General features: G+C 42.8%; 23 protein-coding genes and 1 tRNA gene. 13 read left to right on the forward strand and 11 right to left on the reverse strand.

Translation table 11 applies throughout. The features are described 5' to 3' along the window. Positions 1-6: 6 nt before the first annotated feature. The 7 genes from HRT75_RS05150 to HRT75_RS05180 form a co-directional block, all read right to left on the reverse strand. Positions 7-1,782 carry a tetratricopeptide repeat protein gene (locus tag HRT75_RS05150; protein WP_291183366.1) on the reverse strand — a complete coding sequence of 592 codons (1,776 nt, stop codon included), beginning with the start codon at positions 1,780-1,782 and terminating at the stop codon, positions 7-9. 121 nt (positions 1,783-1,903) lie between these two features. Then, positions 1,904-3,175, reverse strand: a complete 1,272-nt coding sequence (gene serS / locus HRT75_RS05155; protein WP_291183368.1) for a serine--tRNA ligase — start codon at positions 3,173-3,175, stop codon at positions 1,904-1,906. Positions 3,176-3,263: 88 nt separating this feature from the next. Further along, positions 3,264-4,643 (reverse strand): HTTM domain-containing protein, encoded by a 1,380-nt coding sequence (locus HRT75_RS05160; protein WP_291183371.1) that lies wholly within the window; start codon positions 4,641-4,643, stop codon positions 3,264-3,266. Further along, positions 4,624-5,556: a bifunctional riboflavin kinase/FAD synthetase gene (locus HRT75_RS05165; RefSeq protein WP_291183373.1), complete on the reverse strand. Its 933-nt coding sequence runs from the start codon at positions 5,554-5,556 to the stop codon at positions 4,624-4,626. Before HRT75_RS05165 ends, HRT75_RS05160 begins: the two co-directional genes overlap by 20 nt. 1 nt (position 5,557) lies before the next feature. After that, positions 5,558-6,187 (reverse strand): aminoacyl-tRNA hydrolase, encoded by a 630-nt coding sequence (pth, locus tag HRT75_RS05170; RefSeq protein ID WP_291183375.1) that lies wholly within the window; start codon positions 6,185-6,187, stop codon positions 5,558-5,560. Positions 6,188-6,269: 82 nt separating this feature from the next. Further along, positions 6,270-6,905, reverse strand: a complete 636-nt coding sequence (locus HRT75_RS05175) for a 50S ribosomal protein L25/general stress protein Ctc (RefSeq protein WP_291183378.1) — start codon at positions 6,903-6,905, stop codon at positions 6,270-6,272. Positions 6,906-7,169: 264 nt separating this feature from the next. Further along, a complete protein-coding gene (locus HRT75_RS05180; protein ID WP_291183381.1) occupies positions 7,170-8,111 on the reverse strand; it encodes a ribose-phosphate pyrophosphokinase in 942 nt (313 codons plus the stop codon). Positions 8,112-8,235: 124 nt separating this feature from the next. On the opposite strand from HRT75_RS05180, the gene HRT75_RS05185 reads away from it, so the two are divergent. Next, positions 8,236-8,317 (forward strand) — tRNA-Leu (locus tag HRT75_RS05185). A gap of 349 nt (positions 8,318-8,666) precedes the next feature. Here the strand turns inward: HRT75_RS05185 and HRT75_RS05190 are convergent. Further along, positions 8,667-9,161: a hypothetical protein gene (locus tag HRT75_RS05190; RefSeq protein WP_291183383.1), complete on the reverse strand. Its 495-nt coding sequence runs from the start codon at positions 9,159-9,161 to the stop codon at positions 8,667-8,669. A 519-nt stretch (positions 9,162-9,680) separates the two neighbouring features. Here HRT75_RS05190 and HRT75_RS05195 point away from each other — a divergent pair. Beyond that, on the forward strand, positions 9,681-10,475 hold the full coding sequence (locus HRT75_RS05195; protein WP_366665024.1) for a DUF3050 domain-containing protein: 795 nt from the start codon (positions 9,681-9,683) through the stop codon (positions 10,473-10,475). 115 nt (positions 10,476-10,590) lie between these two features. On the opposite strand, the gene HRT75_RS05200 is transcribed toward HRT75_RS05195, so the two are convergent. Further along, positions 10,591-11,145 carry a hypothetical protein gene (locus HRT75_RS05200; protein ID WP_291183386.1) on the reverse strand — a complete coding sequence of 185 codons (555 nt, stop codon included), beginning with the start codon at positions 11,143-11,145 and terminating at the stop codon, positions 10,591-10,593. Positions 11,146-11,262: 117 nt separating this feature from the next. On the opposite strand from HRT75_RS05200, the gene HRT75_RS05205 reads away from it, so the two are divergent. Continuing rightward, entirely contained in the window at positions 11,263-11,649 is a 387-nt protein-coding gene (locus HRT75_RS05205) for an AraC family transcriptional regulator (protein WP_291183389.1), read from the forward strand. Between the two features lie 47 nt (positions 11,650-11,696). Further along, a complete protein-coding gene (locus HRT75_RS05210; RefSeq protein ID WP_291183392.1) occupies positions 11,697-12,092 on the forward strand; it encodes a VOC family protein in 396 nt (131 codons plus the stop codon). On the opposite strand, the gene HRT75_RS05215 is transcribed toward HRT75_RS05210, so the two are convergent. Continuing rightward, positions 12,093-12,869: an NUDIX hydrolase gene (locus tag HRT75_RS05215; RefSeq protein WP_291183395.1), complete on the reverse strand. Its 777-nt coding sequence runs from the start codon at positions 12,867-12,869 to the stop codon at positions 12,093-12,095. A 556-nt stretch (positions 12,870-13,425) separates the two neighbouring features. Here HRT75_RS05215 and HRT75_RS05220 point away from each other — a divergent pair. The 4 genes from HRT75_RS05220 to HRT75_RS05235 all read left to right on the forward strand — a co-directional run bounded on the left by HRT75_RS05220 (position 13,426) and on the right by HRT75_RS05235 (position 16,230). After that, positions 13,426-14,274, forward strand: a complete 849-nt coding sequence (locus tag HRT75_RS05220; RefSeq protein WP_291183398.1) for a class I SAM-dependent methyltransferase — start codon at positions 13,426-13,428, stop codon at positions 14,272-14,274. 3 nt (positions 14,275-14,277) lie between these two features. Continuing rightward, a complete protein-coding gene (locus HRT75_RS05225) occupies positions 14,278-14,775 on the forward strand; it encodes a DinB family protein (RefSeq protein WP_291183401.1) in 498 nt (165 codons plus the stop codon). A 70-nt stretch (positions 14,776-14,845) separates the two neighbouring features. Beyond that, positions 14,846-15,112, forward strand: a complete 267-nt coding sequence (locus HRT75_RS05230) for a hypothetical protein (protein ID WP_291183404.1) — start codon at positions 14,846-14,848, stop codon at positions 15,110-15,112. Next, positions 15,112-16,230, forward strand: coding sequence for a WG repeat-containing protein (locus HRT75_RS05235; RefSeq protein WP_291183407.1), 1,119 nt, complete (start codon positions 15,112-15,114; stop codon positions 16,228-16,230). Before HRT75_RS05230 ends, HRT75_RS05235 begins: the two co-directional genes overlap by 1 nt. Here the strand turns inward: HRT75_RS05235 and HRT75_RS05240 are convergent. Continuing rightward, positions 16,223-16,576 carry a helix-turn-helix domain-containing protein gene (locus HRT75_RS05240; RefSeq protein ID WP_291183411.1) on the reverse strand — a complete coding sequence of 118 codons (354 nt, stop codon included), beginning with the start codon at positions 16,574-16,576 and terminating at the stop codon, positions 16,223-16,225. The two genes, HRT75_RS05235 and HRT75_RS05240, sit on opposite strands and share 8 nt — an antisense overlap. Positions 16,577-16,659: 83 nt before the next feature. On the opposite strand from HRT75_RS05240, the gene HRT75_RS05245 reads away from it, so the two are divergent. The 5 genes from HRT75_RS05245 (at position 16,660) to HRT75_RS05265 (ending at position 20,694) form a co-directional block, all read left to right on the forward strand. After that, positions 16,660-17,289 (forward strand): nitroreductase family protein, encoded by a 630-nt coding sequence (locus HRT75_RS05245; RefSeq protein WP_291183414.1) that lies wholly within the window; start codon positions 16,660-16,662, stop codon positions 17,287-17,289. Beyond that, complete coding sequence (locus HRT75_RS05250) at positions 17,274-17,567, forward strand: putative quinol monooxygenase (protein ID WP_291183417.1); 294 nt, start codon at positions 17,274-17,276, stop codon at positions 17,565-17,567. The genes HRT75_RS05245 and HRT75_RS05250 overlap by 16 nt, the downstream gene beginning before the upstream one ends. 147 nt (positions 17,568-17,714) lie before the next feature. Continuing rightward, a complete protein-coding gene (locus HRT75_RS05255) occupies positions 17,715-19,385 on the forward strand; it encodes a SulP family inorganic anion transporter (protein ID WP_291183420.1) in 1,671 nt (556 codons plus the stop codon). A gap of 3 nt (positions 19,386-19,388) precedes the next feature. Beyond that, positions 19,389-20,081 (forward strand): alpha/beta hydrolase, encoded by a 693-nt coding sequence (locus tag HRT75_RS05260; RefSeq protein ID WP_291183423.1) that lies wholly within the window; start codon positions 19,389-19,391, stop codon positions 20,079-20,081. A gap of 10 nt (positions 20,082-20,091) precedes the next feature. Beyond that, positions 20,092-20,694, forward strand: coding sequence for a hypothetical protein (locus tag HRT75_RS05265; RefSeq protein ID WP_291183426.1), 603 nt, complete (start codon positions 20,092-20,094; stop codon positions 20,692-20,694). Positions 20,695-20,732: the final 38 nt, after the last annotated feature.

The following is a 20,732-nucleotide window of genomic DNA, read 5'->3' on the forward strand; positions in this document are numbered from 1 at the left end:
TTGACTTTAATTGATGGTGTCCCCGCGAAGACTGCGGTAACGCTTGCGTGCATCTACAAAGTAAATACTATCCGGGAAATTAAAGACAATTTGCTCGTAAAATTCCTGAGCGCGTTCTGGGAGGGCCAACTGTTTTTCATACAGTTGGGCGAGATTGAAGTAGGCATCATCTGCCAAAATATCTTCTTTGTACAGTTCAATGATGGTCTTGTAATCCGCCTCAGCTTTTTCAAATACACCAAGCTCGGTATACAATCTGGCTCGGCGCAAAAGGGCTTCATCTTCAATGGCTTCACCTTTGTGTGTTTCTAAGATCTCTGTGAGCAGAGAAACGGCTTCATTGGGTTTGTTTTGCAGGCTGAGTAGATCCGCCTTGGCAAATTTGCGCAGCGCTGTTTGCGTGGTATCCTCCACTGAATTATCACTGATCAGCAAACTGAGTTCCATGGCGTCATTGGCAATAAGCTGAGAGGTAGATTTTTTCAATACATCCAATTGGATTTGAGACCATTTAAAATCGCCCTTAAAATAACTGGTGCGCGCCACTTTAAAACGGGCTTCTTGTGCTAAGATATTTCCTTGAACCTTCTTTTGGATCTGAGAATAATAGATCAGGGCTTGATTGAATTTTTGGGTATAGACCAAAATGTCTGCGAGTTTCATTTTCACCCGAGCTTTCTCAAAACGATTCAGATCTGTATCTGTCAACACTTTGAGGTTTAAGATGGCCGTGTCGGGCTGTTTTTTCTTAAAGGCGATGAAATCATTGTAAGCGATCTGCAGGGCGTAGGTGCGAGTGCTTAGGCCGTATTTTTCAAAGACTTGGTCAAATTCTGTCTCGACTTTTTTGAGGTCAAATTCGGTCTTGACAATTACCTTCAAGCGTCTTTCTTCCGCATCGAGTTGCTCCTCTAGAATGCTACTGTTGGCAATGATGTATTCAAAGATCTCCAGAGCAATGGCATATTCACCTTCTTCTACGGTGATGCTGGCCAGCTGAGAAATGTGTTCTAAGGTTTCTCCCTTGCGCTTGTATATGGCCTTTTCCTGACTGAAAGATTTGCGGAATTCCTTTTGCTGCACATACAACCAGCTTAAAAGTTCATTGTAAAGAAGATCAGGGTCCTGCTGAATTCTTTTAATCAAGGTCTTTCTAAAGATCACGTTGGCCTCATTGGCGGGATCCTCCGTAATGAATTGGGTCAAACTGCGTTTGGTGTACGAGCTGTAACCCGGCTTGGATTCCATCAGACCTAAATAGGCCTCAAACATCTTTTCAAAATTCTGCAGTTCCCCATAAATGCGCGAGAGTTGCAAAAAGAAATCGGCATTGGGATTGAGCTCCATACCACGTTCATAGGCTTTTACCGCCCATTCCAATAAACCGTAGCTGTCAAAAGTATCTCCAATGAAACGCGCATAATTGGGTTGTTGATTCAACTCATCTATGGCCAATTGATAGAATACTTTGGCTTCCTCGGTGCGATCCTGCAGTTCGTAGTTGTAACCAATATCTACAGAAAGCTGCGGATAGCGCCCAACCGTTTGGGCTCTATTCTCCAGCAGCACGCCTGCTTCTTGGTAGTTTTCCAATTGCTGATGGGTGGCCACCAAGGCTTTGAAAATATCCAGCCTGCGCGGATTTTTGTCGTAAATAGATTGATAGATACGAAGGGCTTTGTCATACTTTCCTTCTTCAAAGTAAGTATCGGCCAAGGCATCACTTTGCCCTATAGAATTAAGGGGCAAAAGAAACAGCAGTATGAGGGTCAGACTACGCACTTGTGTAAAGATATCAATTGAGTTCTTAAAGCTGCGTTAAGTACCTCAAATAAATTACCTGGCTGTAACGGCATTATTGCCATCAGCCTTGATTAAGCAACCAAAAAGTAAGCCAGAATCCTTATTCGATCATATCGAATCCGCAGTAAGGCACAAGGACCTCGGGGATCTTAATGCCCTCAGGCGTTTGGTAGTTTTCCAAAATTCCCGCCAAGATACGCGGCAGGGCCAAGGCGCTGCCGTTTAAGGTATGGGCCAATTGGTTCTTACCTTCGGAATTTTTAAAACGCAACTTCATACGATTGCTCTGGAAGGTCTCAAAATTAGAAACAGAAGAAACCTCCAGCCAGCGATCTTGAGCAGTTGAGAATACTTCAAAATCATAAGTGAGTGCGCTGGCAAAGGTCAGATCTCCTCCGCAGAGGCGTAGCACACGATAGGGGAGTCCTAACTCACCTAAAATCACTTTAACGTGAGCCAACATTTCCTCTAAAGCTTCATAAGAACGCTCTGGGTGTTCAATGCGCACAATCTCTACTTTGTCAAATTGGTGCAAACGGTTCAAACCGCGCACGTGCGCTCCATAAGAACCGGCCTCACGTCTAAAGCAGGGCGTGTAGGCAGTACAAGCAATAGGTAGGTCTTTGGCGTTGAGCAAATCTCCTCTAAACAGGTTGGTTACGGGTACTTCTGCCGTTGGGATCAAATAAAGATTGTCTCCAGTTACGTGGTACATCTGTCCTTCCTTGTCAGGAAGACTCCCGGTTCCAATTCCAGAGGCTTCATTAACCAAGTGTGGTACTTGATATTCTGTGTAGCCAGCATCGATGTTCTTGTCTAGGAAATAACTGATCAAGGCGCGTTGCAAACGAGCTCCCTTGCCAATATAAACTGGAAATCCAGCTCCGGTAACCTTGTTTCCTAACTCAAAGTCAATCAGGTTGTATTTTTTGGCCAGTTCCCAATGCGGAAGCGCGCCTTCATCCAAAGTCGGAATGGTTCCGTGGCGTTCTGTTTCCACGTTGTCTTCATCACTGCTTCCTTCTGGTACAGTAGCGTTCGGGATGTTTGGTAAGGTGAAGAGTAATTCTTGAAGCTTATCAGCAGCAGCATTGAGCTGCTCTTGCAAGGCTTTAGACTGCTCTTTAAGTCCGGCAGTTTTCTCTTTCAACAGGTTGGCTTTTTGTACCTCTCCGCTTTTGAACAATTGCCCGATCTCTTTGGAGAAAGTGTTGGATTGCGCTAAAGTCTCATCCAATTGTGCCTGCGTTTTTCTGCGGAGTTCATCTGCCTGCAAAACCTCTTCTAAAATAGGCATGGCATCTAAACCGCGCTTGGCTAAAGCCTGAGCAAAACGTTCTTTGTTGTCGCGAATTTCACTTACCTGTAACATGGTTCCCGTTTGAATTAGGCCCCAAATTTAAACATTAGCGCCTAGTTATCACAGTTCAAACAGGATTAATCACAGGGGATATAATCCTTTATTTTTGAGTAGAAGATTCTGAATCTTTTTTCTTCTCGATCTTAGTGAAATTCTCCGGAGCAGGAAGCAGCCAAGAAGCGTGTTTAAGTTGATCCCACGAGACTGAAGCCAGATCGACAGATTCATCCACCAGTAAATGGTAGCTACCGGCATTGACTTTAACGCGCACCGTAGCATAGACCTCAACATCTTTGCCTTTTTCTTTTTCGATCTGATGGATGCGTTGGGCTAACTGCCAGATAAAATCAGGCTTAGTTCTAAAAGAGCGATACTGTTTTTTACTCAGCAGGTCTTTATAACTGTATGCAATTTTCTTTTTGTTGGGATCAGCTTTGTCTACGATATAATAGATCACCCGTCCAGATTTGGTTCGAAGCATCATCCGCCAAGACAAGCGATGTCCTTCTTCTGTCCACAAAACAGGTTCTGCGATAAACCAATGCCTTAACGGCAGGGCAAATTGTACAAATAAATAACCGACCAAGATTGCGGTAGTGATCGTACCCGTTTTAGGAATGCGTACTTCGTCTCCGCGGTAAACTTCTTCTGCTGGCATAAATCGTTTCACCAAGGTTTCACTACTGAAGAAGAACAGGGCGAACGCGATCGACATATAGGGGAATATTCCAATATGGAATACTGCGGAATTGAACAGGTGGAAGAACAGCGACAGGCCAAAGGCCAGCCAACGCGTTTTGCGCCACATATACATCGGTATAACCAACAGGTCAAAGAGGATTCCAAAATAAGCCATACCCCAGTGTACCCAAGGAAGCTGCAAGAAATCACCGATGAGCCAATAATCAGCCTTGCTTTTCATAAACAAGCGCGTGACGGTTCCGTCCAGCCAGTCTGGATATATTTTGGCAATTGCCGCGTAGGTAAATACGATCAATAACTGTCCTACCACTAAGGTCTGTACCCACCGTGGCATAGAAATGCTTTTGCGCTCCGGATTGAGTTTGGCATCTAAAGACATCCGTCCTGCTGCTGGCACTAAGACCATCATCCAAGTGAGCAACATCATGAGGTAGTAGTGGTTGTTGTATGAGGACTTTTGCATTAAATAAACACACATCCACATCAAGGCGTAGCCTGCCATACTCCAACGGTATTTATAACCGAGCATGACCGCAATTCCGAAGACGCCCATTACCGCAAAGTAGATATACATTCCATTGCCTGGTAAAGGCTGTAAAAAGTCAAATCCAATAAAATTGAAAGTGAACTCTGGATCCATAAAGGTGCGCCGCACCCAGCCTGTGGCAATGGCGCCGTAGGCTTCTACGGTCAGCAAAAACCCAAAAGCAATGCGAAACAAGACCAAACCGGCATTGTCTACGCGAGTAAAAAGGTATTTATTTATGCGATCTAACATAGGCCTCGGCGATTTTCTGGTCTTCAGCAATAGCGGCTGTTAGTTCTTCAGTCGATCCAAAACGCTGCTCATCACGAATTCGTGAAAGCAATTCGATCTGCAGTTTGCGACCGTAAAGGTCAGCCTCAAAATCCATAAAGTAGGTTTCAATAGTGGTTCTGTCTCCACCAACAGTCGGATTGTTACCAATATTCATAACGCCAAAAACCGGTTTTTTGTCTATTTGGCTTTTTACAATATAGACGCCGTTCTTGGGAATGAGTTTATAGTTTTCCGCAATTTCTAAATTCGCAGTTGGGTAGCCCAATTGACGGCCTATACCGCGGCCTTTAGCAATGATTCCCGTTAGCGTAAATGGATCGCTTAGATAGGTGTTTGCTGTGTTAAGATCGCCTTCTGTCAAGGCCTTTCTGATCTTAGTGGAACTCACCGTAATGGCATCCACCTCTTGCGCACCCACCTCTTCAACTTCAAAACCAAACTCCTCACCCAAGCGACGCAGATCCGAAACATCGGCACGGCGGTTGCGCCCAAAGCGGTGGTCGTAACCTATAATCACTTTTTTGGCGTTGAGTTTTTCAACGAGTAATTGTTGTACAAAATCTTCTGCGCTCATACGCGAAAAGGCTTTGGTAAAGGGTTCAATAACCAAGTGGTCAATGCCGACGCGATCCAAGACTGCTTCCCGCTCATCAATGGTTTGAATGAGTTTAATGTCTACATCGGGCTGCAAGACCATTCGCGGATGCGGAAACATAGTAAAGATCACGGATTCACAGCCCATGGCTTTAGCGTCATCGGTCAAGCGGCCTAACAGAACCCGGTGACCTGCATGCACCCCATCAAAGGTCCCAATGGTTACCACAGTGGGTTGGGTTCCTTTATATTGAGCCGATGAGGCGTAGGTCTGCATATTATTTTCCGTTAAAGTTGTTCATGGTGTGGTCCATGCCCGCTAAGGCAAATGATTCTACCGCTTCAGCACTTGTTTTGAGTCGTTCCTTAAGGGCTGTCTGTTCTTCATCGGTCCAAGGACTCAACACATAATCTACCTGTCTGCCTTTGGCAAACTGATCGCTGATCCCAAATCTAAAACGATTGTAAGCGGTAGTGTTAAGCGTGGCTTGAATGTCTTTTAAACCATTATGACCTCCATCAGATCCTTTTTTCTTTAAGCGGATGCTACCAAAGGGTAAGTTGAGATCATCTGTGATGACCAGCATATTCTCAAGCGGAACTTTTTCTTGTTTGAGCCAATAATTGACGGCCTTACCGCTGAGGTTCATAAAAGTGCTCGGTTTGAGCAGGATCAATTGACGGCCTTTAATCCGAAGTTTGGCAATATCCCCGAGTTTTTTGGATTCAAAAATGGCCTCGTACTTTTCTGCCAAGGTGCTTACCACATCAAATCCAATATTATGTCTGGTGTTGTCGTATTTGGGTCCAATATTGCCCAAACCCACAATTAGAAATTTCTTCATGGGATCTTGCTCGGGCTCGCTAGGAGCGTCTAAACCAAAAAGTCGCTTTAAAAATGCGAGCATCCTTTTTTTTGTAAAAATAAAAAGAGTCCGCTTAAATTGATAACCAAGCGGACTCTTTTCTATGTTCGGTATGCTAGAAGATCTATTCCTCGGCAGGAGCTTCGGCAGGAGCTTCGGCTTCTGCACCTTCTTCTGCATCATCATCTTCTTCGTCATCTGCCTCATGAACAGCGTTACGAGAAGTTCTCACCTGTACAACAACAGTGTTGTCTGGGTGCATGATGGTATAAGCATCGTTGGTAAGGGTAGTAACATAAAGTTTGTTACCAATACGCAATTCAGTGATGTCTGCCTCGATATAATCTGGCAAGTTCGCTGGTACTGCTTTGATACGTAGCTTACGGTTTACAAAACGCAACACCCCTCCGTTACGTACACCACGAGAGTTACCTACTAGACGTACAGGAATATTCATAGTGATTTCCTTGTCGTCAAAGATTTGGTAAAAGTCGATGTGTAAGATACGGTCAGTTACCGGGTGGAACTGAATGTCTTGCAAAATAGCATTGATGCTTGTGCCGTCTTCTAGCTCAATAACAACTGTGTGTACGTCTGGAGTGTACACCAAGTTCTTGAACGCTAATTCTGGCGCTGAAAAGTGAATCGGTGTTTCTCCTCCGTATACTACGCAGGGAACCTTTCCAGCATTACGTAAGGCTTTGGTAGATACCTTGCCCACGCTTTCTCTTTGAGATCCTTTGATCGTTATTGACTTCATTTAATAAAAAATTTTGTGCTCCTGAGATGAACTTCGCAAAAATTTTCTGCGTAAATCAACCGCTTCGCTTTCGCGCAAAAAATTTTCATTTTTTTGGTTGACAAGCCGAAAAAATAAATTTATTTCCGCTCATTTCATTTGCATTTGTTTGCATGATGTTAACCACCTTAAGTGGAAAACGGCTGCAAATATCCCAAAATTATTTGGTAGCTGAAAGTAAATACGACTTTTTTTACAAGGCCTTAAAGGCTTGTTTTCTGCGGATTACATCAAGAATTTAGAACTGATGGAACTGTTGGTGTTCACACTTTGCATCACAGAAGCAAAAAGTGGTGCACAACTAAGTACGCGCAATTTTGGAGATTCTTGTCTCAGCGGGATGGAATCCGTAACGATAAGTTCTTCCAATTGGGAGTTCTCTAAACGCTCATAGGCCTGTCCAGAAAGGATAGGGTGAGTACAGATCGCGCGAACACTTTTGGCCCCGCGTTCCATCATAAGGTCTGCAGCTTTGGTCAGGGTTCCGGCAGTGTCCACCATATCATCTACCAAAACAACGTTCTTGCCTTCTACATTACCAATGAGTTCCATATGAGAGATCACATTGGCTTTGGCGCGTTGTTTATAACAGATCACCACGTCGCTTTCTAAAGCCTTGGAGTAGGCGTAGGCTCTTTTAGAACCTCCCATATCTGGCGAGGCGATGGTAAGCTCGTCGAGATTCAGTTTTTTCAAATACGGCAAGAAGATCGTAGAGGCAAAAAGGTGATCCACGGGCTTTTCAAAGAATCCTTGAATCTGATCTGCGTGGAGGTCCATGGTAATGATACGAGTGGCTCCTGCAGCCTCTAGCATCTTAGCAACCATTTTGGCAGCAATAGGGACTCTTGGTTTGTCCTTGCGATCTTGACGTGCCCAACCAAAATAAGGCAACACAGCAGTAATGTGTCTAGCAGAAGCGCGTTTTGCGGCATCACACATCAATAGCATTTCCATCAAATGATCACTCGGAGGAAAGGTGGAACCGATAATAAAGACGCGGGCTCCGCGAACTGATTCTTCAAAAGAGGGTTGAAACTCTCCGTCTGAATAGGTAGAGGTGATTACGTTCCCCAGCGGGACACCGAATTGTTTTGCAATGTTTTCGGCAAGTTCTTGGCTTTGTTTACAAGCAAATATCTTGGGTTGAGGAACGGCTCCAGGCATCTTTCTTGTGGTGTTTTAGTTGGAAGCTACAAAGGTAAAAAAATCCCAAGTTCAGCCCGAATATTTTTAGTTCTAATATTTGGTGGAAAATTCAACATTTTATGTATTTTTGCCGTCCCGATAAGCCTTGGTGGCGGAATTGGTAGACGCGCTGGATTCAAAATCCAGTTCTTTCGGGAGTGTGGGTTCGATTCCCACCCAAGGTACAATAAGTCACAAAAAAAGTGATTCACAAGCGAGCTTCAAAAAAGAAGCTCGCTTCTTTTTTGAAGTAATGCGAAGTGAATCTTTTTGTGATTTTCACGCGGAGCGTGAAGGGAACTTTGGCGTAGCCAAAGAATCCCACGGTCACAAAAAGGGTGCTTTTTTTATTCAATTTAGGCCTTCCGCTTCGCGGGTGCTTCCTTTAGATGTCTAAAAGACATCTAGTTTTGTGTACAAAACTTCAGTCAGCAATGTGCTTTTCAAAATGAGCGCAGTGGGAAGTTTGCCTGCGGCAAACAATCCCACCAGCGAGTTTTATCTACAATTGTTCCTTCCGCTTCGGCGGCTACCTCACATTCTCAACAAAACAAGATCGTAATCAAATTGCGATAAGCCGTTATCAATTGGTTCGTTTCTGTTCAGAGCCAAGATTCGGAAACGAGCACGAATACCTTTTGTGTTTATAAGATGGATGAAGGTTCCTTGTTCATTTTCTATTAGATGAACACTCACATAATCTTCTTCTTTAGGGATAAGTCCTGTGGGAGGTTCTGTGCATTCTGGAACAGTGTTAATGATGCACTTGTTGGCTTCATAAAAAGACCAGTAGATCGTCTTGCAATAGGATTGACGATATGTTCTGGCGGAGTTCAGTACGATAGTATCTTTGGTAAAGTAATCATCATGAGTATTGTCATATCGCCACTCATTAGTTGCATTTGAGACTGGATTGCGGGACTTTCTAAGTGTTTCTTCGAGTACTGATTGAACATAGGATTTTCTGAGATCCTGAGCAAATAAGCTTGGAGACAAACAAACAATGTATATAAGGAAGATAGTTTTCAAATTTGAATAATCAATTCATGTTTCCCGACCAACCTACAAAATTCCCCTCAAACTTAACTCAAAATCCCACTAGGCTTTTCCCTTAAAACGTCATCTCGATACACTGCTGAACGATATTTTATATGATAAAATCAAAAGTCTAGTAGACTTTTGAGTGAAGCATCTGCGAAAGCAGCAATCCTAATATTTAAATCACTCGATGACCGGAACGACCCCCGCGCCAGCGATAGCAGTGAAAACCCCGCAAGAAGCAAAGCGAATGAGGAGTTGTAACGGATAGCGTGGTCGTGTAGCGGCTGAAGTCTGCTACACGGGGCGCCCAAAGAAATCCAATCCAGATATTTATCATTTGAAAAGTTAGCGGAGCAAACCTTCTTCTTTCATGATGTATTAGAAATGATCTCAAACCTCAGGGGTCGACAGTTAAACAGAATCAGAATTTCTTATAAGGCTATTTAAAAGGAATTGTATTTCATCAGATTTCATAAAAGCTGCGTCCTTATTTTTGCAAAAAATTGTATGATGTTTAACGTAGAACATATTCTTAAGACGATTCAACCGTTGCGCGAAAAACTGCAAAGTCATCCGCTTTATGCAGAACTTGGTGACCTTGAAGATATAAAAATCTTCATGGGTATTCATGTTTTTGCGGTTTGGGATTTCATGTCTCTTTTGAAGAGTTTGCAGCAACATTTGACTAATGTTCAAACCCCTTGGACACCGCCAAAGCATCCAGAACTTGCAAGATTTATTAATGAAATTGTTTTTGGAGAAGAAAGTGATGTCAATGAATTGGGTATTGCTCAAAGCCATTTTGAAATGTATCGGGAATCCATGCAGCAAGTGGGTGCTCCTACGATAGAAATTGACTCATTTTTGCAGAAGATAGGTCATGGTGTACCTGTGAATGTGGCTTTAGATTCTGTAACTGTAGATCAGGGCATCAAGGAGTTCGTGAACTACACATTTGAAATTATTCAAACACAAGAGGCGCATAAGATTGCTGCGGCCTTTACTTTTGGCAGGGAGGACTTGATTCCAGAGATGTTTATTGGTATTTTAAATGAAATTGACAGTAAAAATGAGCAATACACCAAGCTGCGTTATTATTTAGAGCGACATATTGAGCTAGATGGAGATGAGCACGGACCACTTTCCTTGCAGATGGTTTCTCATCTTTGCGGAACTGATTCTCAAAAATGGCAAGAAGCACTGAATGTAGCCGAGGAAGCGTTGACTAAACGTATTTTACTCTGGGATACGATACACCAAGCTATTAGGGTTAATAAAGCGGAGTTGCTCTCACAGGTATAGTCGCCTTATACTAAAAACAAATCAACCGATATTGATAAAAACCCAAAAGCCCCGGCAGGACCGAGGCTCTAAGAGCAGGTTGTGTTCATGAGAAAACACACCGGCTTCACCACAATTAGTTAAACACTATGGTATGGGTAAATGTTTTGCTGTGTAATAATCCGTAAAAAGAAAAGTAGTCAAGGCTGTAGATCAAGACCATGCTGCCTATGGTATTGATTGGGATCGGAGTGGCTTCAGCAGGGTAGGTAAAACGATATCTGAAGTCCTCTCTTATTACTCCGTCTCCGGCATCTATAGTGCCATTGGAACTGACACTGGCAAAGAATGGAGGTATCTCTGTACCATCATCTAAGATAATGGTTACCGATTGCAGGCCTGCTTCAATATCCACTGAGGTATCCGTTGGAGCGGCAATCCCAGTTTCAAAGCTTTTAAGTTCTGCCGAACCAAGACTCGAAGCGTCAACCACATTGTTGCCGGAGCTAACTCCATCTGTAAATGATACATTCTCTACGCTATTACTATTGACTGTGAATAGTTGAACAAAAGACTCTTCATTAAAGACAGTACTGGATTCATCCTCGACGTAATCATCTGGTGGTGGACAGGCGTACAGAAATAGGCAAAGACTTAGAAGGGGTAGTAGGGAAAGACGTTTTAGTGTCATGATTTTACTTTTTTTGAATACCTCAAAACTAGCGGTGTCACGGTAGCTAAAACATACCCGATACGGGGTAAATTCATTGAGCTTCAAAGGATCACTCAATTTTTTTAACTTGTAACTATGTCCATCTATCAACAGCATCTGGAAAACTACAAGGCCAAGAAATTTGCCAACCAAGGCCAGCTGGATACAATTATGGCAGTAAAATATCATATTGATGATCACTTTCAAGAAGAGCTGAATTTAGATGTGCTTTCTACAGAAGGATTTGTCTCTAAGTTTCACATGTTGCGCCTTTTCAAAAAATATCACGGACAAACTCCGAGTCAATATTTGACCGGCAAGCGTTTAGAGAAAGCCAAAGAATTGCTCAAGACAGGAGCTTCAGTAACAGAGACCTGTTATGCAGTAGGCTTTAAATCTTTGGGTTCATTTAGCGCCTTGTTCAAACGCAGAAATAATATCTCGCCCAAAGAATTTCAAAAAAGAGCAACTTTAAAGAAGTAATCTAAGTTGCGATTTGGCAACTTGCAGGGCATCAAACACAACTAAACATGAAAGTAACCGTAATCAGTATTCCTGTAAGAGATCAGCAGCACGCCTTGGATTTTTACACCAAAAAACTCGGCTTCATAAAAAAACTAGACATTCCAATAAATGAGACGGACCGTTGGTTGACTTTGGTCTCACCAGAAGATCAAGACGGTGTTCAATTGGTTTTAGAGCCTGCTCCTTTGCATTTTGAACCGAGTCGCGTATATCAAGATGCGCTCAAGGAAGCTGGATTTCCTTATACACAATTTGATGTTGAGAATGTTCAAGAAGAATACGACCGCTTATTAGGCCTGGATGTGGAATTTAGCGTTGCACCAACCGACATGGGAACGGTGAAGATCGCGGTCTTTGACGATACCTGTGGAAACAATATTCAGTTGGTGGAATACCTATAATCAACTAAATCCAATACCTTTTTCGAGCAATTCATTGTAGGCCTCGTCATTTATACTGTATAAATAGGGTGCTTTATTTTGCGCGCCGGTCATTAATTTTTCTTGTCGATTCAAAAAGCCTAAACGGATCATTTTACGCTGGAAGTTTCCACGATCTAGTTTCTGATCGAGGATGGCTTCATACAAGCTTTGAAGGTCAGACATGGTAAAACGTTCCGGAAGCAAGGATTTTCCAATAGGGAGCAGGCGAATTTTCATTCGGAGTTGTTCATGCGCTTGGTGAATCATCTCACTATGGTCTATAATTAACTCAGGCAACTCGTCCAAGGGAATCCAATCGCAAGCATCACTCAATACGTCGATTTGAGGATGCACCTTCTCAGCATCAACCAAAGCCATGTAAGAGGTAGAGATAAAACGTTGACTAAACCAAGCCTCTAATTCTTCTTTTTGCTCTTCCATCCAAGTGGACTTAATGGTATCCATCACTAGACGGCTGCGCGGATTGATGTCAAAGTGCCTATTTAGAGAGCTGAATACGTGAGATTGCTGTAAGAAAACTTCTTTAAGGCCAGTTCGCTGCAATAAAACTTGATTGGCTACAGCATCCATATCTTGATCTTTTGGGATGAATCCTCCCGGTAAAGCCCAAACGTGTGAGTCAATAAAACGCACTAAAAGTACGTGTAGCTTCTTGTCTTTATACCCAAATACCACACAATCAATAGATAGGCCTGGAATACAGTTTTCGAGTAAGTCTTTATAGTCAAATTTCATACTATTCAAACAGATTTGTGAAAGTAATTAAAATAATTGTACATTTATTGTGTCAATGTGACTCATTACATAATCAATCCAAAAGGAAAGATTCATTTTACCCACTTTGATTGTCCTTCTTCCCTGGGACAGGATTGTGGAGCCTCTGGTGACTAATCACTAGTTAACCACCAACTTGGCTATCTGTTTGAAAGAAGTAAAATACGGTTTGAGTAGCGCAAGTTCCATCCTGATTGGATGCTCGGCTGTTAACTTTGAAACACGATGCTAAATACGTTCATATAAAGCCTGTAGGCAAAATGAAAATGATTTCCGAATGTCAAATTGAGGACCGCTGTATAACCAACAGCGGTTTCTCTTTTGGTATTAGTGACACAAACCCTAATTAAAGGTCTGGAATATCCTAGAAATTCGAACGTTTATGCTATTTAGTATAAGGTCTAGTAGATAATTGCAAAAACATCTCCCCCTGGGATATTCCAGTTTTTTTTCCTTGTTCGGGTTTGACTCACTATTGCTATCTTTAGCTACACAAATATTCTGTGACCAACTCTAAATGAACAAAAAGAACTTCCGCAAGCTTTGGTATTCCTTATCTGCAAAGCAGCGATTTTGGGTGAGATACCTCTATTATTTACCCGCAGATCTAAAAGATAGACTCAAAGGAAACCGCAATAAGTATGTGCCTCCTAGAGGTGCTATCTACACAGGTTCTGCCGCTGGGGCGGAGAAGTTTTTAGCCAGTAGCAGGCATCAATTGGACTTACTTAAATCTGAGGTTGACCTGCAGCCCACAGACCGAGTGTTAGATATAGGAAGTGGCATTGGACGCACAGCTATTTCCTTGGTGGAGTATTTGACTCCTGAGGCACGTTATGAAGGCTTTGATGTGGTGAAAAGCGGCGTAGATTGGTGTAATAAAAAGATCGGCCGGGATTTTCCCAACTTCAATTTTACCTATGTGCCTCTATTCAACGATCTCTATAACAATTCCAAAAGGAAGGCTACCGATTTTGAGTTTCCTTATGAGCGAGCTCAGTTTGACAAAGTTTATTCGTTTTCTGTTTTTACACATATGATGGTGGATGAGATTCAGCATTATTTAATGGAGATAAACAGGGTGTTATCTGATCAAGGCCAAGCTATGTCTACCTTCTTTTTGTATGATGATCAGAATGAATCTCAGATTGCTACCGATGAAGGATTTGGATTTCCAGTTGCCGGAGATGGCTTCCGATTGATGAACAGTAAAGTGACCAGTGGTAATATTGCTATCCATAAATCGCTTTTGGAACAAATGATGGCCAAAGCCGGTCTCCAAATCACCCAGATTGCCGATGGCTTTTGGAAGGGAACCCAGGATGCCAAAGAGTATCAAGATATCGTGGTCTTTAAAAAGAAGTAAACCTTGTCTCAAGAAAACAACAGACTCGTTCAGCATTTTATTTCTCAGTTACAGGCGATCCAAAACGGTAAACCGTGGATTGGCAATAGCTACGCTAAAGTTTTGGACGGGCTGAGTGAAGATCAAATGTTTGTGCGTCCTGCCAAACTAAAAAGTGTAGCGGCGATAATCTCACATTTAACCTTGTGGCGGGAAGAAGCCATTCTCAAAATACAATCAGGTACAGGGAGTAAGACCGATGCCTGTCCTGAAAACTGGTTGCCTGACAATGATTTGGAGGCTCAAGGGTGGCAGGCCATTAAGCTGCGATATGATCGTGGTCAAGCACAACTGATCGCGCTCTTGAATGACAAAGACGATTCCTTTTTACAACAAGAATATTACGATACCGACTTTAAGGGCAACTATTCCTATCAATGGATGTTGGATGGGATCCTCCAGCATGACATCTATCATTTAGGGCAATTGGGAGTTATTGTAAAGCATTTAAAAATGCTTTAATGCACTTCTCCATCGATAGAATAGATCGATTATCCTTAAGTTTACCATACATCAGCAATTCACTGAACCTATGAAATTCAAACAAGTTTTTAACGTAATTGCCTTAGGAGCTGTTTTGGTTTTTGCCTCTTGCAGTTCTGATCCTTGTGATGAGGGCTATACCGCAGTAGAAGATGGCGGAACTACCGCCTGTTTACCAGATTATGTGGTGGGCTTAGAAATTAAGTTCACCTCAAAAACGCGTTTTTTTCATGATGAGCTCGGGGTGATCACTTATGACAATGGCACGTGGACCAATCAGCTTGGAGAAGACATCACCAATAGACTAGAGCAATAATGAAAAGGAATTTTTTGGGCACTATTGCCTTGTCATTGTTGCTGTTGGTGGGATGTAAAAATGAGCCAACTCAAACGGAATCCACTCAAGAAACAACGCAGACCAATTCCCCAGAATTACTGGCCATGGTCATGAAGGATGGAAAGTACGGTTATATAGACACTCAGGGAAACTACGTCATAGAACCGCTTTACCCAATGGCTCGCCTTTTTTCTAACGGATTGGCCTGTGTGAATATTGAAGGGGTTCGCTCGGATCTTTTTCAAGGAGCAGTTGGTGGAACATATGTCTTTATCAATACCGCAGGAGAAATTCAATTTGATGGCAAAGGTTATTTGCAACCGACCTCATTTTTGGAAGGATTTGCACCAGTGCGCTTATCTGATGAGCGCGTAGGATTCATCAATGTCCAAGGAGAGCTTGTTAAGCAAGGATTTAATGCGATCATGCCTTTTCGCGAAGGATTTGCTACTGCGTTGGATCTGGATCAAGGAATCATTGGCTATGTGGATACTAAAGGGGAATGGAAGATTCAAAAAGATGAGAATTACACCCTGGGAGACTTTTATCAAGGCCGAGCTTTCTTTAAAAAGGACAATAAATACGGCTTTTTAGACACCACCGGAGCGGAGGTAATTCCGGCCACTTATGAAGCTACTTACGATTTCCACGAAGGTCTTGCCGCCTTTATGCAAGAAGATCTTTTTGGTTTTATGGATGCCAATGGAGATATCGTAATCCTTAATATTTACGAAGATGTTGCCGATTTTTCAGAAGGACTCTGTGCGGTGCAAAAGGACGGTCAATGGGGCTTTATCAATAAGGATAATGAATTTGTGATCTCGAATCAGTATTCAGCCGTTAGGAACTTTAGTCAGGGTTATGCGGCCGTTCAGGTTGATGGTAAAGTCGGATACATTGATGTTAAAGGCAATTGGTTGGTCGAACCCAAATACGGCAACGCCATGGATTTTAAAAATGGCTTTGCCATAGTTCAACGAGATAATGGTTTGGGCTATATCAACTTAAAAGGTGAGGAAGTCATCCCGCCGATTTTTCAAAGGGCTGATAATTTTGTTGATCCTCAGGCTTCAAATCCAATCCTGCAAGTCAATTAGATTTTTGAACTTGATCTCCCCAATCGGCAATGGCTTTTATGATTGGGATCAATGTTTCGCCTAAAGGGGTGAGGGAATATTCTACCTTAAGTGGAGGTTTTTTGTGATACACCTTTCTTTGGATAATGCCATCTTCTTCCAATTTCTTAAGCTGAAGACTTAAAGTCCGCTCAGTCACTGTAGGCATAGTTTTGCGTAAAATGTTGTAGCGCAAGGGACCCTCAATGAGATGAAATAAAATGACCGTCTTCCACTTTCCGCCAATGACGCCCATGGTAAGGCTGGCACAACAAGGGTATTGTTGACCGTTAAAGCTGTGTATTTTTGGTGTTTCTGATGTTTCCATGATACTATCCTATTTGACCGTTCTTGCAAAAGTATTATACTATACTTAATTTGGCAACTATAAAAAATATAGTAAAAAGAAATATGAGTTTTTTAGAAGCAATGCAGAACCGTTATACCACAAAAAAGTATGACCCAACCCAGAAAATTGAAACGGATAAAATAGATGCCTTAAAGGAGGTGCTGCGCTTAGCACCCTCGTCTATTAATAGCCAACCGTGGCAATTTACCTTTGTTTCAAACCCTGAGATGAAAGCAAAGCTCTCTGAAGTTTCTTGGCTCAACAAAGAACGCATTCAAAACAGCGATACCTTGGTTGTCTTTAGCAGACACAGTACGCTAGAAGGTTTTGAAAAACAAATTGAAGCATCGTTGCCAGAGGGCGCGGTGAATTATTATAAAGAGTTTATCAAACCATGGCCAGAGCACCAGGTAAAAGCTTGGTTTGATCGTCAACTGTATTTAGCATTGGGTGTCTTTTTAAGCGCTTGCGCCAATATGGATATTGATGCTACGCCCATGGAAGGCATTGAGCCAGAGAACTACGATAAGATCCTAGGTCAAACGGAATATGCGGCTCAAGTTGCAGTCGCGATTGGTCATAGAGATCCAGAAGATTTCAATCAGCCTGAAAAGAAACCCAAAACCCGCTTAGCGGCAGAAACCGTTATCAAAACCATTGCAAAAAATTTTAAAACATGTCCAAACAATTAACCATAGTTGCGCAAATCATTGCCAAGCCAGAACACCGAGAACTTGTTAAATCAGAATTACAAAAGCTCATTCCAATCACACGTAAAGAGCAGGGATGCATCAATTACGATCTACACCAAGATATTGGTGACCCTAATTTGTTTCTTTTTTATGAGAATTGGGAGAGTAGAGAATTGTGGCAGGATCACATGAACAACAGTCATCTCGCTGAGTATTTAAAAGCAACAGAAGGTGCTGTTGCCTCCTTTGTCTTGCATGAAATGCAGCCTGTTGACTAAGCATTTTGCTCAAATGTATTTAGGGCCTCAACTTTAGACTTGGGGCTTTTTTTATGGGTCATTGAAATCTCACAAATTCGCGTTTTTATTCAGGAGGTAAAAGCAGTAACTTAGAGCTTCACAACATCGATACTAAGGGATAAACATATGAGCACTAAATTTTACGATTTCAAAAATTTCAAGGGAGACTTTACGGGAGGACTCGTGGCTGGAGTAGTTGCCTTGCCTTTGGCATTGGCCTTTGGGGTGCAATCTGGAATGGGAGCTACGGCTGGACTTTACGGAGCTATTGCCGTGGGTATTTTTGCAGCACTATTTGGAGGTACAGCAACCCAAGCTAGTGGTCCGACAGGTCCCATGACCGTAGTCTCGGCGGCTCTAGTTGCTGGTGCGATCCAAATTACCGGCAGTTTAGAATCTGCCATGCCCATTATTTTGCTGGCATTTTTGCTGGGAGGTTTGTTTCAGATCATCTTTGGGTTTTTGAATATTGCCAGTTATGTCAAGTATTTCCCCTATCCCGTGGTCTCAGGTTTTATGAGTGGCGTAGGGCTCATTATCATTATTCTGCAGATCTTTCCTTTTGCCGGATTGGGTTCTTCCAAATCCACTCTAGCGGTGATTCAGGATTTACCACGACTCTTTTCAGAGGCAAATCTCCAAGCGCTGATGCTGGGAGGGATTACCATTGCTGTTTACTATTTATTTCCGAAGATCACTAAGGCAATTCCAAGCGCGCTAGTGGCATTAATTGTTGCCACTTTGATTGCCTATTTTGGCGATATGGCCGTCCCGGTAATCGGCGAGATCCCTTCTGGACTGCCTTCTATTAAGATCGACGGGATTTTTGAAGTAGATGCTTCTGCCTACGGATTGGTATTAGAGTATGCTGTGGTCTTGGCGGTTTTAGGAAGTATAGATTCACTCCTGACCTCTGTTATTGCCGACAATATGACCAAGACCAAGCACAATTCCAATCGGGAGTTGATCGGTCAGGGAATTGGGAACATGATCGCCGCGGTGATCGGTGGAATTCCTGGAGCCGGAGCGACCAAGGGAACTGTGGTAAACATCAATGCCGGTGGTAAGACAAGAATGTCTGGAACCTTGCACGGCTTGTTTTTGTTGGCAGTCTTGTTAGGCCTAGGAAAATTGGCAGCGCACATTCCGCTTTGTGTTTTGGCTGGACTGCTGATTCCTATCGGATTTAAAATTGTAGACCTCAAAGGACTCAAGCATTTGCGTAAAGTACCACGAGCCGATGCTGTGGTGCTTATTTTGGTGCTTCTCATAACCACTTTTGGTAGTTTGATCTACGCTGTGGGAGCTGGAGTTGCCTTGGCCTGTCTGTTGTTCATGAAAAAGTCTGGAGACCTTTCTGAACAAGGCATGGAGGTTGGAAAGATCGCAGATCTGGACGGCGCTAAACCTTGGCAAGATGAGGTTGAATTCTATGAAAAGTACAAGGATCGCGTGATCATTAAACACCTTTACGGACCATTGTTCTTTGGGTTTACTTCTTATTTTAAAGATCAGATCAAAGCATTGCCAGACGCTATTGATGCGGTGATCTTTAGAATGGATCGTGTGCCCTATGTGGACCAATCGGGACTCTATGCCTTGGAAGACATTATTTTTGATCTTAGAGAACAGGGCATTGAGGTCATTCTGGTGGGCTTGCAAGAGCAACCTTGTGATATGCTTAAGGCTGTAGACATCATACCTGATTTGGTGCCAGAGGAGGACCTTTTTGGCAATATTGATGACAGCTTCGGGTATTTGAAAGAAAAACTCAAAAGCGCAAAAGCAACCGCCTAAATTTTGAAAAAACCACCTGTCATTTTATTGCATGGAGCTTTGGGCTCTCATGAGCAAATGGCTTCAATGGAAGTCGTTCTGAGCGCTACGCATCAGGTTTATCGCTTTAATTTTGAAGGTCACGGTGGTCGCAGATCTGATCGCCCATTTAGCATGGAAGTCTTTGCGCAAAACGTGCTTGATTTCATGAAAGAACATCAGCTGGATTCTACAGATTTCTTTGGATACAGCATGGGTGGTTATGTGGCTTTGACTCTTGCACAAACGCATCCGCAGCTCATCAAAAAACTAGTGACCTATGGAACTAAATTCGCTTGGACACCGGAGAGTGCTGCAAAGGAAGTGAAGCAACTCAAACCGGAAAAGATCTTAGAAAAGGTTCCGCGCTTTGCAGCTTTTTTAGAGCAGGTGCATCAACCGAACGATTGGAAACAAGTACTGGACAAGACTGCCGCGATGATGTTGGCCTTGGGAGATGGCGCAGCTTTTTCTGAGCCAGAATTACAGGATATAAAAGTACCTGTTCGTATATTGATCGGAGATCAAGACCAGATGGTTTCGCTTCAAGAGTCGCAATGGGCTGCGAAGCATTTAGGGCAGGGGATTTGTGAAATAATTCAGGATGGAGTCCATCCGCTGGAGAAAAATAATCCTGAAAAACTGGCCGAGGCCACGATCAACTTTTTGAATCACTAACACCAACAGTATGCTCATTTACGGAAGTAAAGCCATTCACCTAGGGAGCAGTAAACCAAAAACTGGAACCTTCCCGAGTTGTGAGTCAACAGGAAGTATTACCCTAAACGTTTACAGAAGACATTCACACATCTTTTGGATCCCACTTTTCCCGATGGGAAAGTTGGGTCGTGGGCACTGCGAAAATTGCAATACCGAGTTCAAACCCAAAAAACTCGATGAGTCTCACAAGCAGGCCTATTTGAGACTCAAAAGCGAAAGCCGCGGCCCGATTTGGCAATGGGCGGGCTTGGCCATCTTTGTGTGTTTTGTGATCGGAGCCGTAGTGGCGAGCAATGTACAGGATAAGCGTGAACTTGAATATTTGGCCGCTCCAGAATCTGGAGATATCTATCGTTACAAAGCGGGTTACAGCAGTTATACCACCTTTAAAGTGGTGCGTGTAGATACAGACAGCTTGTACATCATGGACAATTCTTATGAGGTGGACAAGTACTCTGGAATTTATAAGATAGACAAGGAAGAAAATTATATGGAACCCGTTTATGGCGTGTCTCGCGAACAGGTTTTAGAAATGCATGAGGCTGGAGATATTATGCGGATTGAGCGATAATTAGCTTGTCCAAATAATTTTTGAAACACTGCTGATGT

Origin of the sequence: Gilvibacter sp. (assembly GCF_013214815.1) — a bacterium.
In the GTDB taxonomy this organism is placed as follows: Bacteria; Bacteroidota; Bacteroidia; order Flavobacteriales; family Flavobacteriaceae; genus Gilvibacter.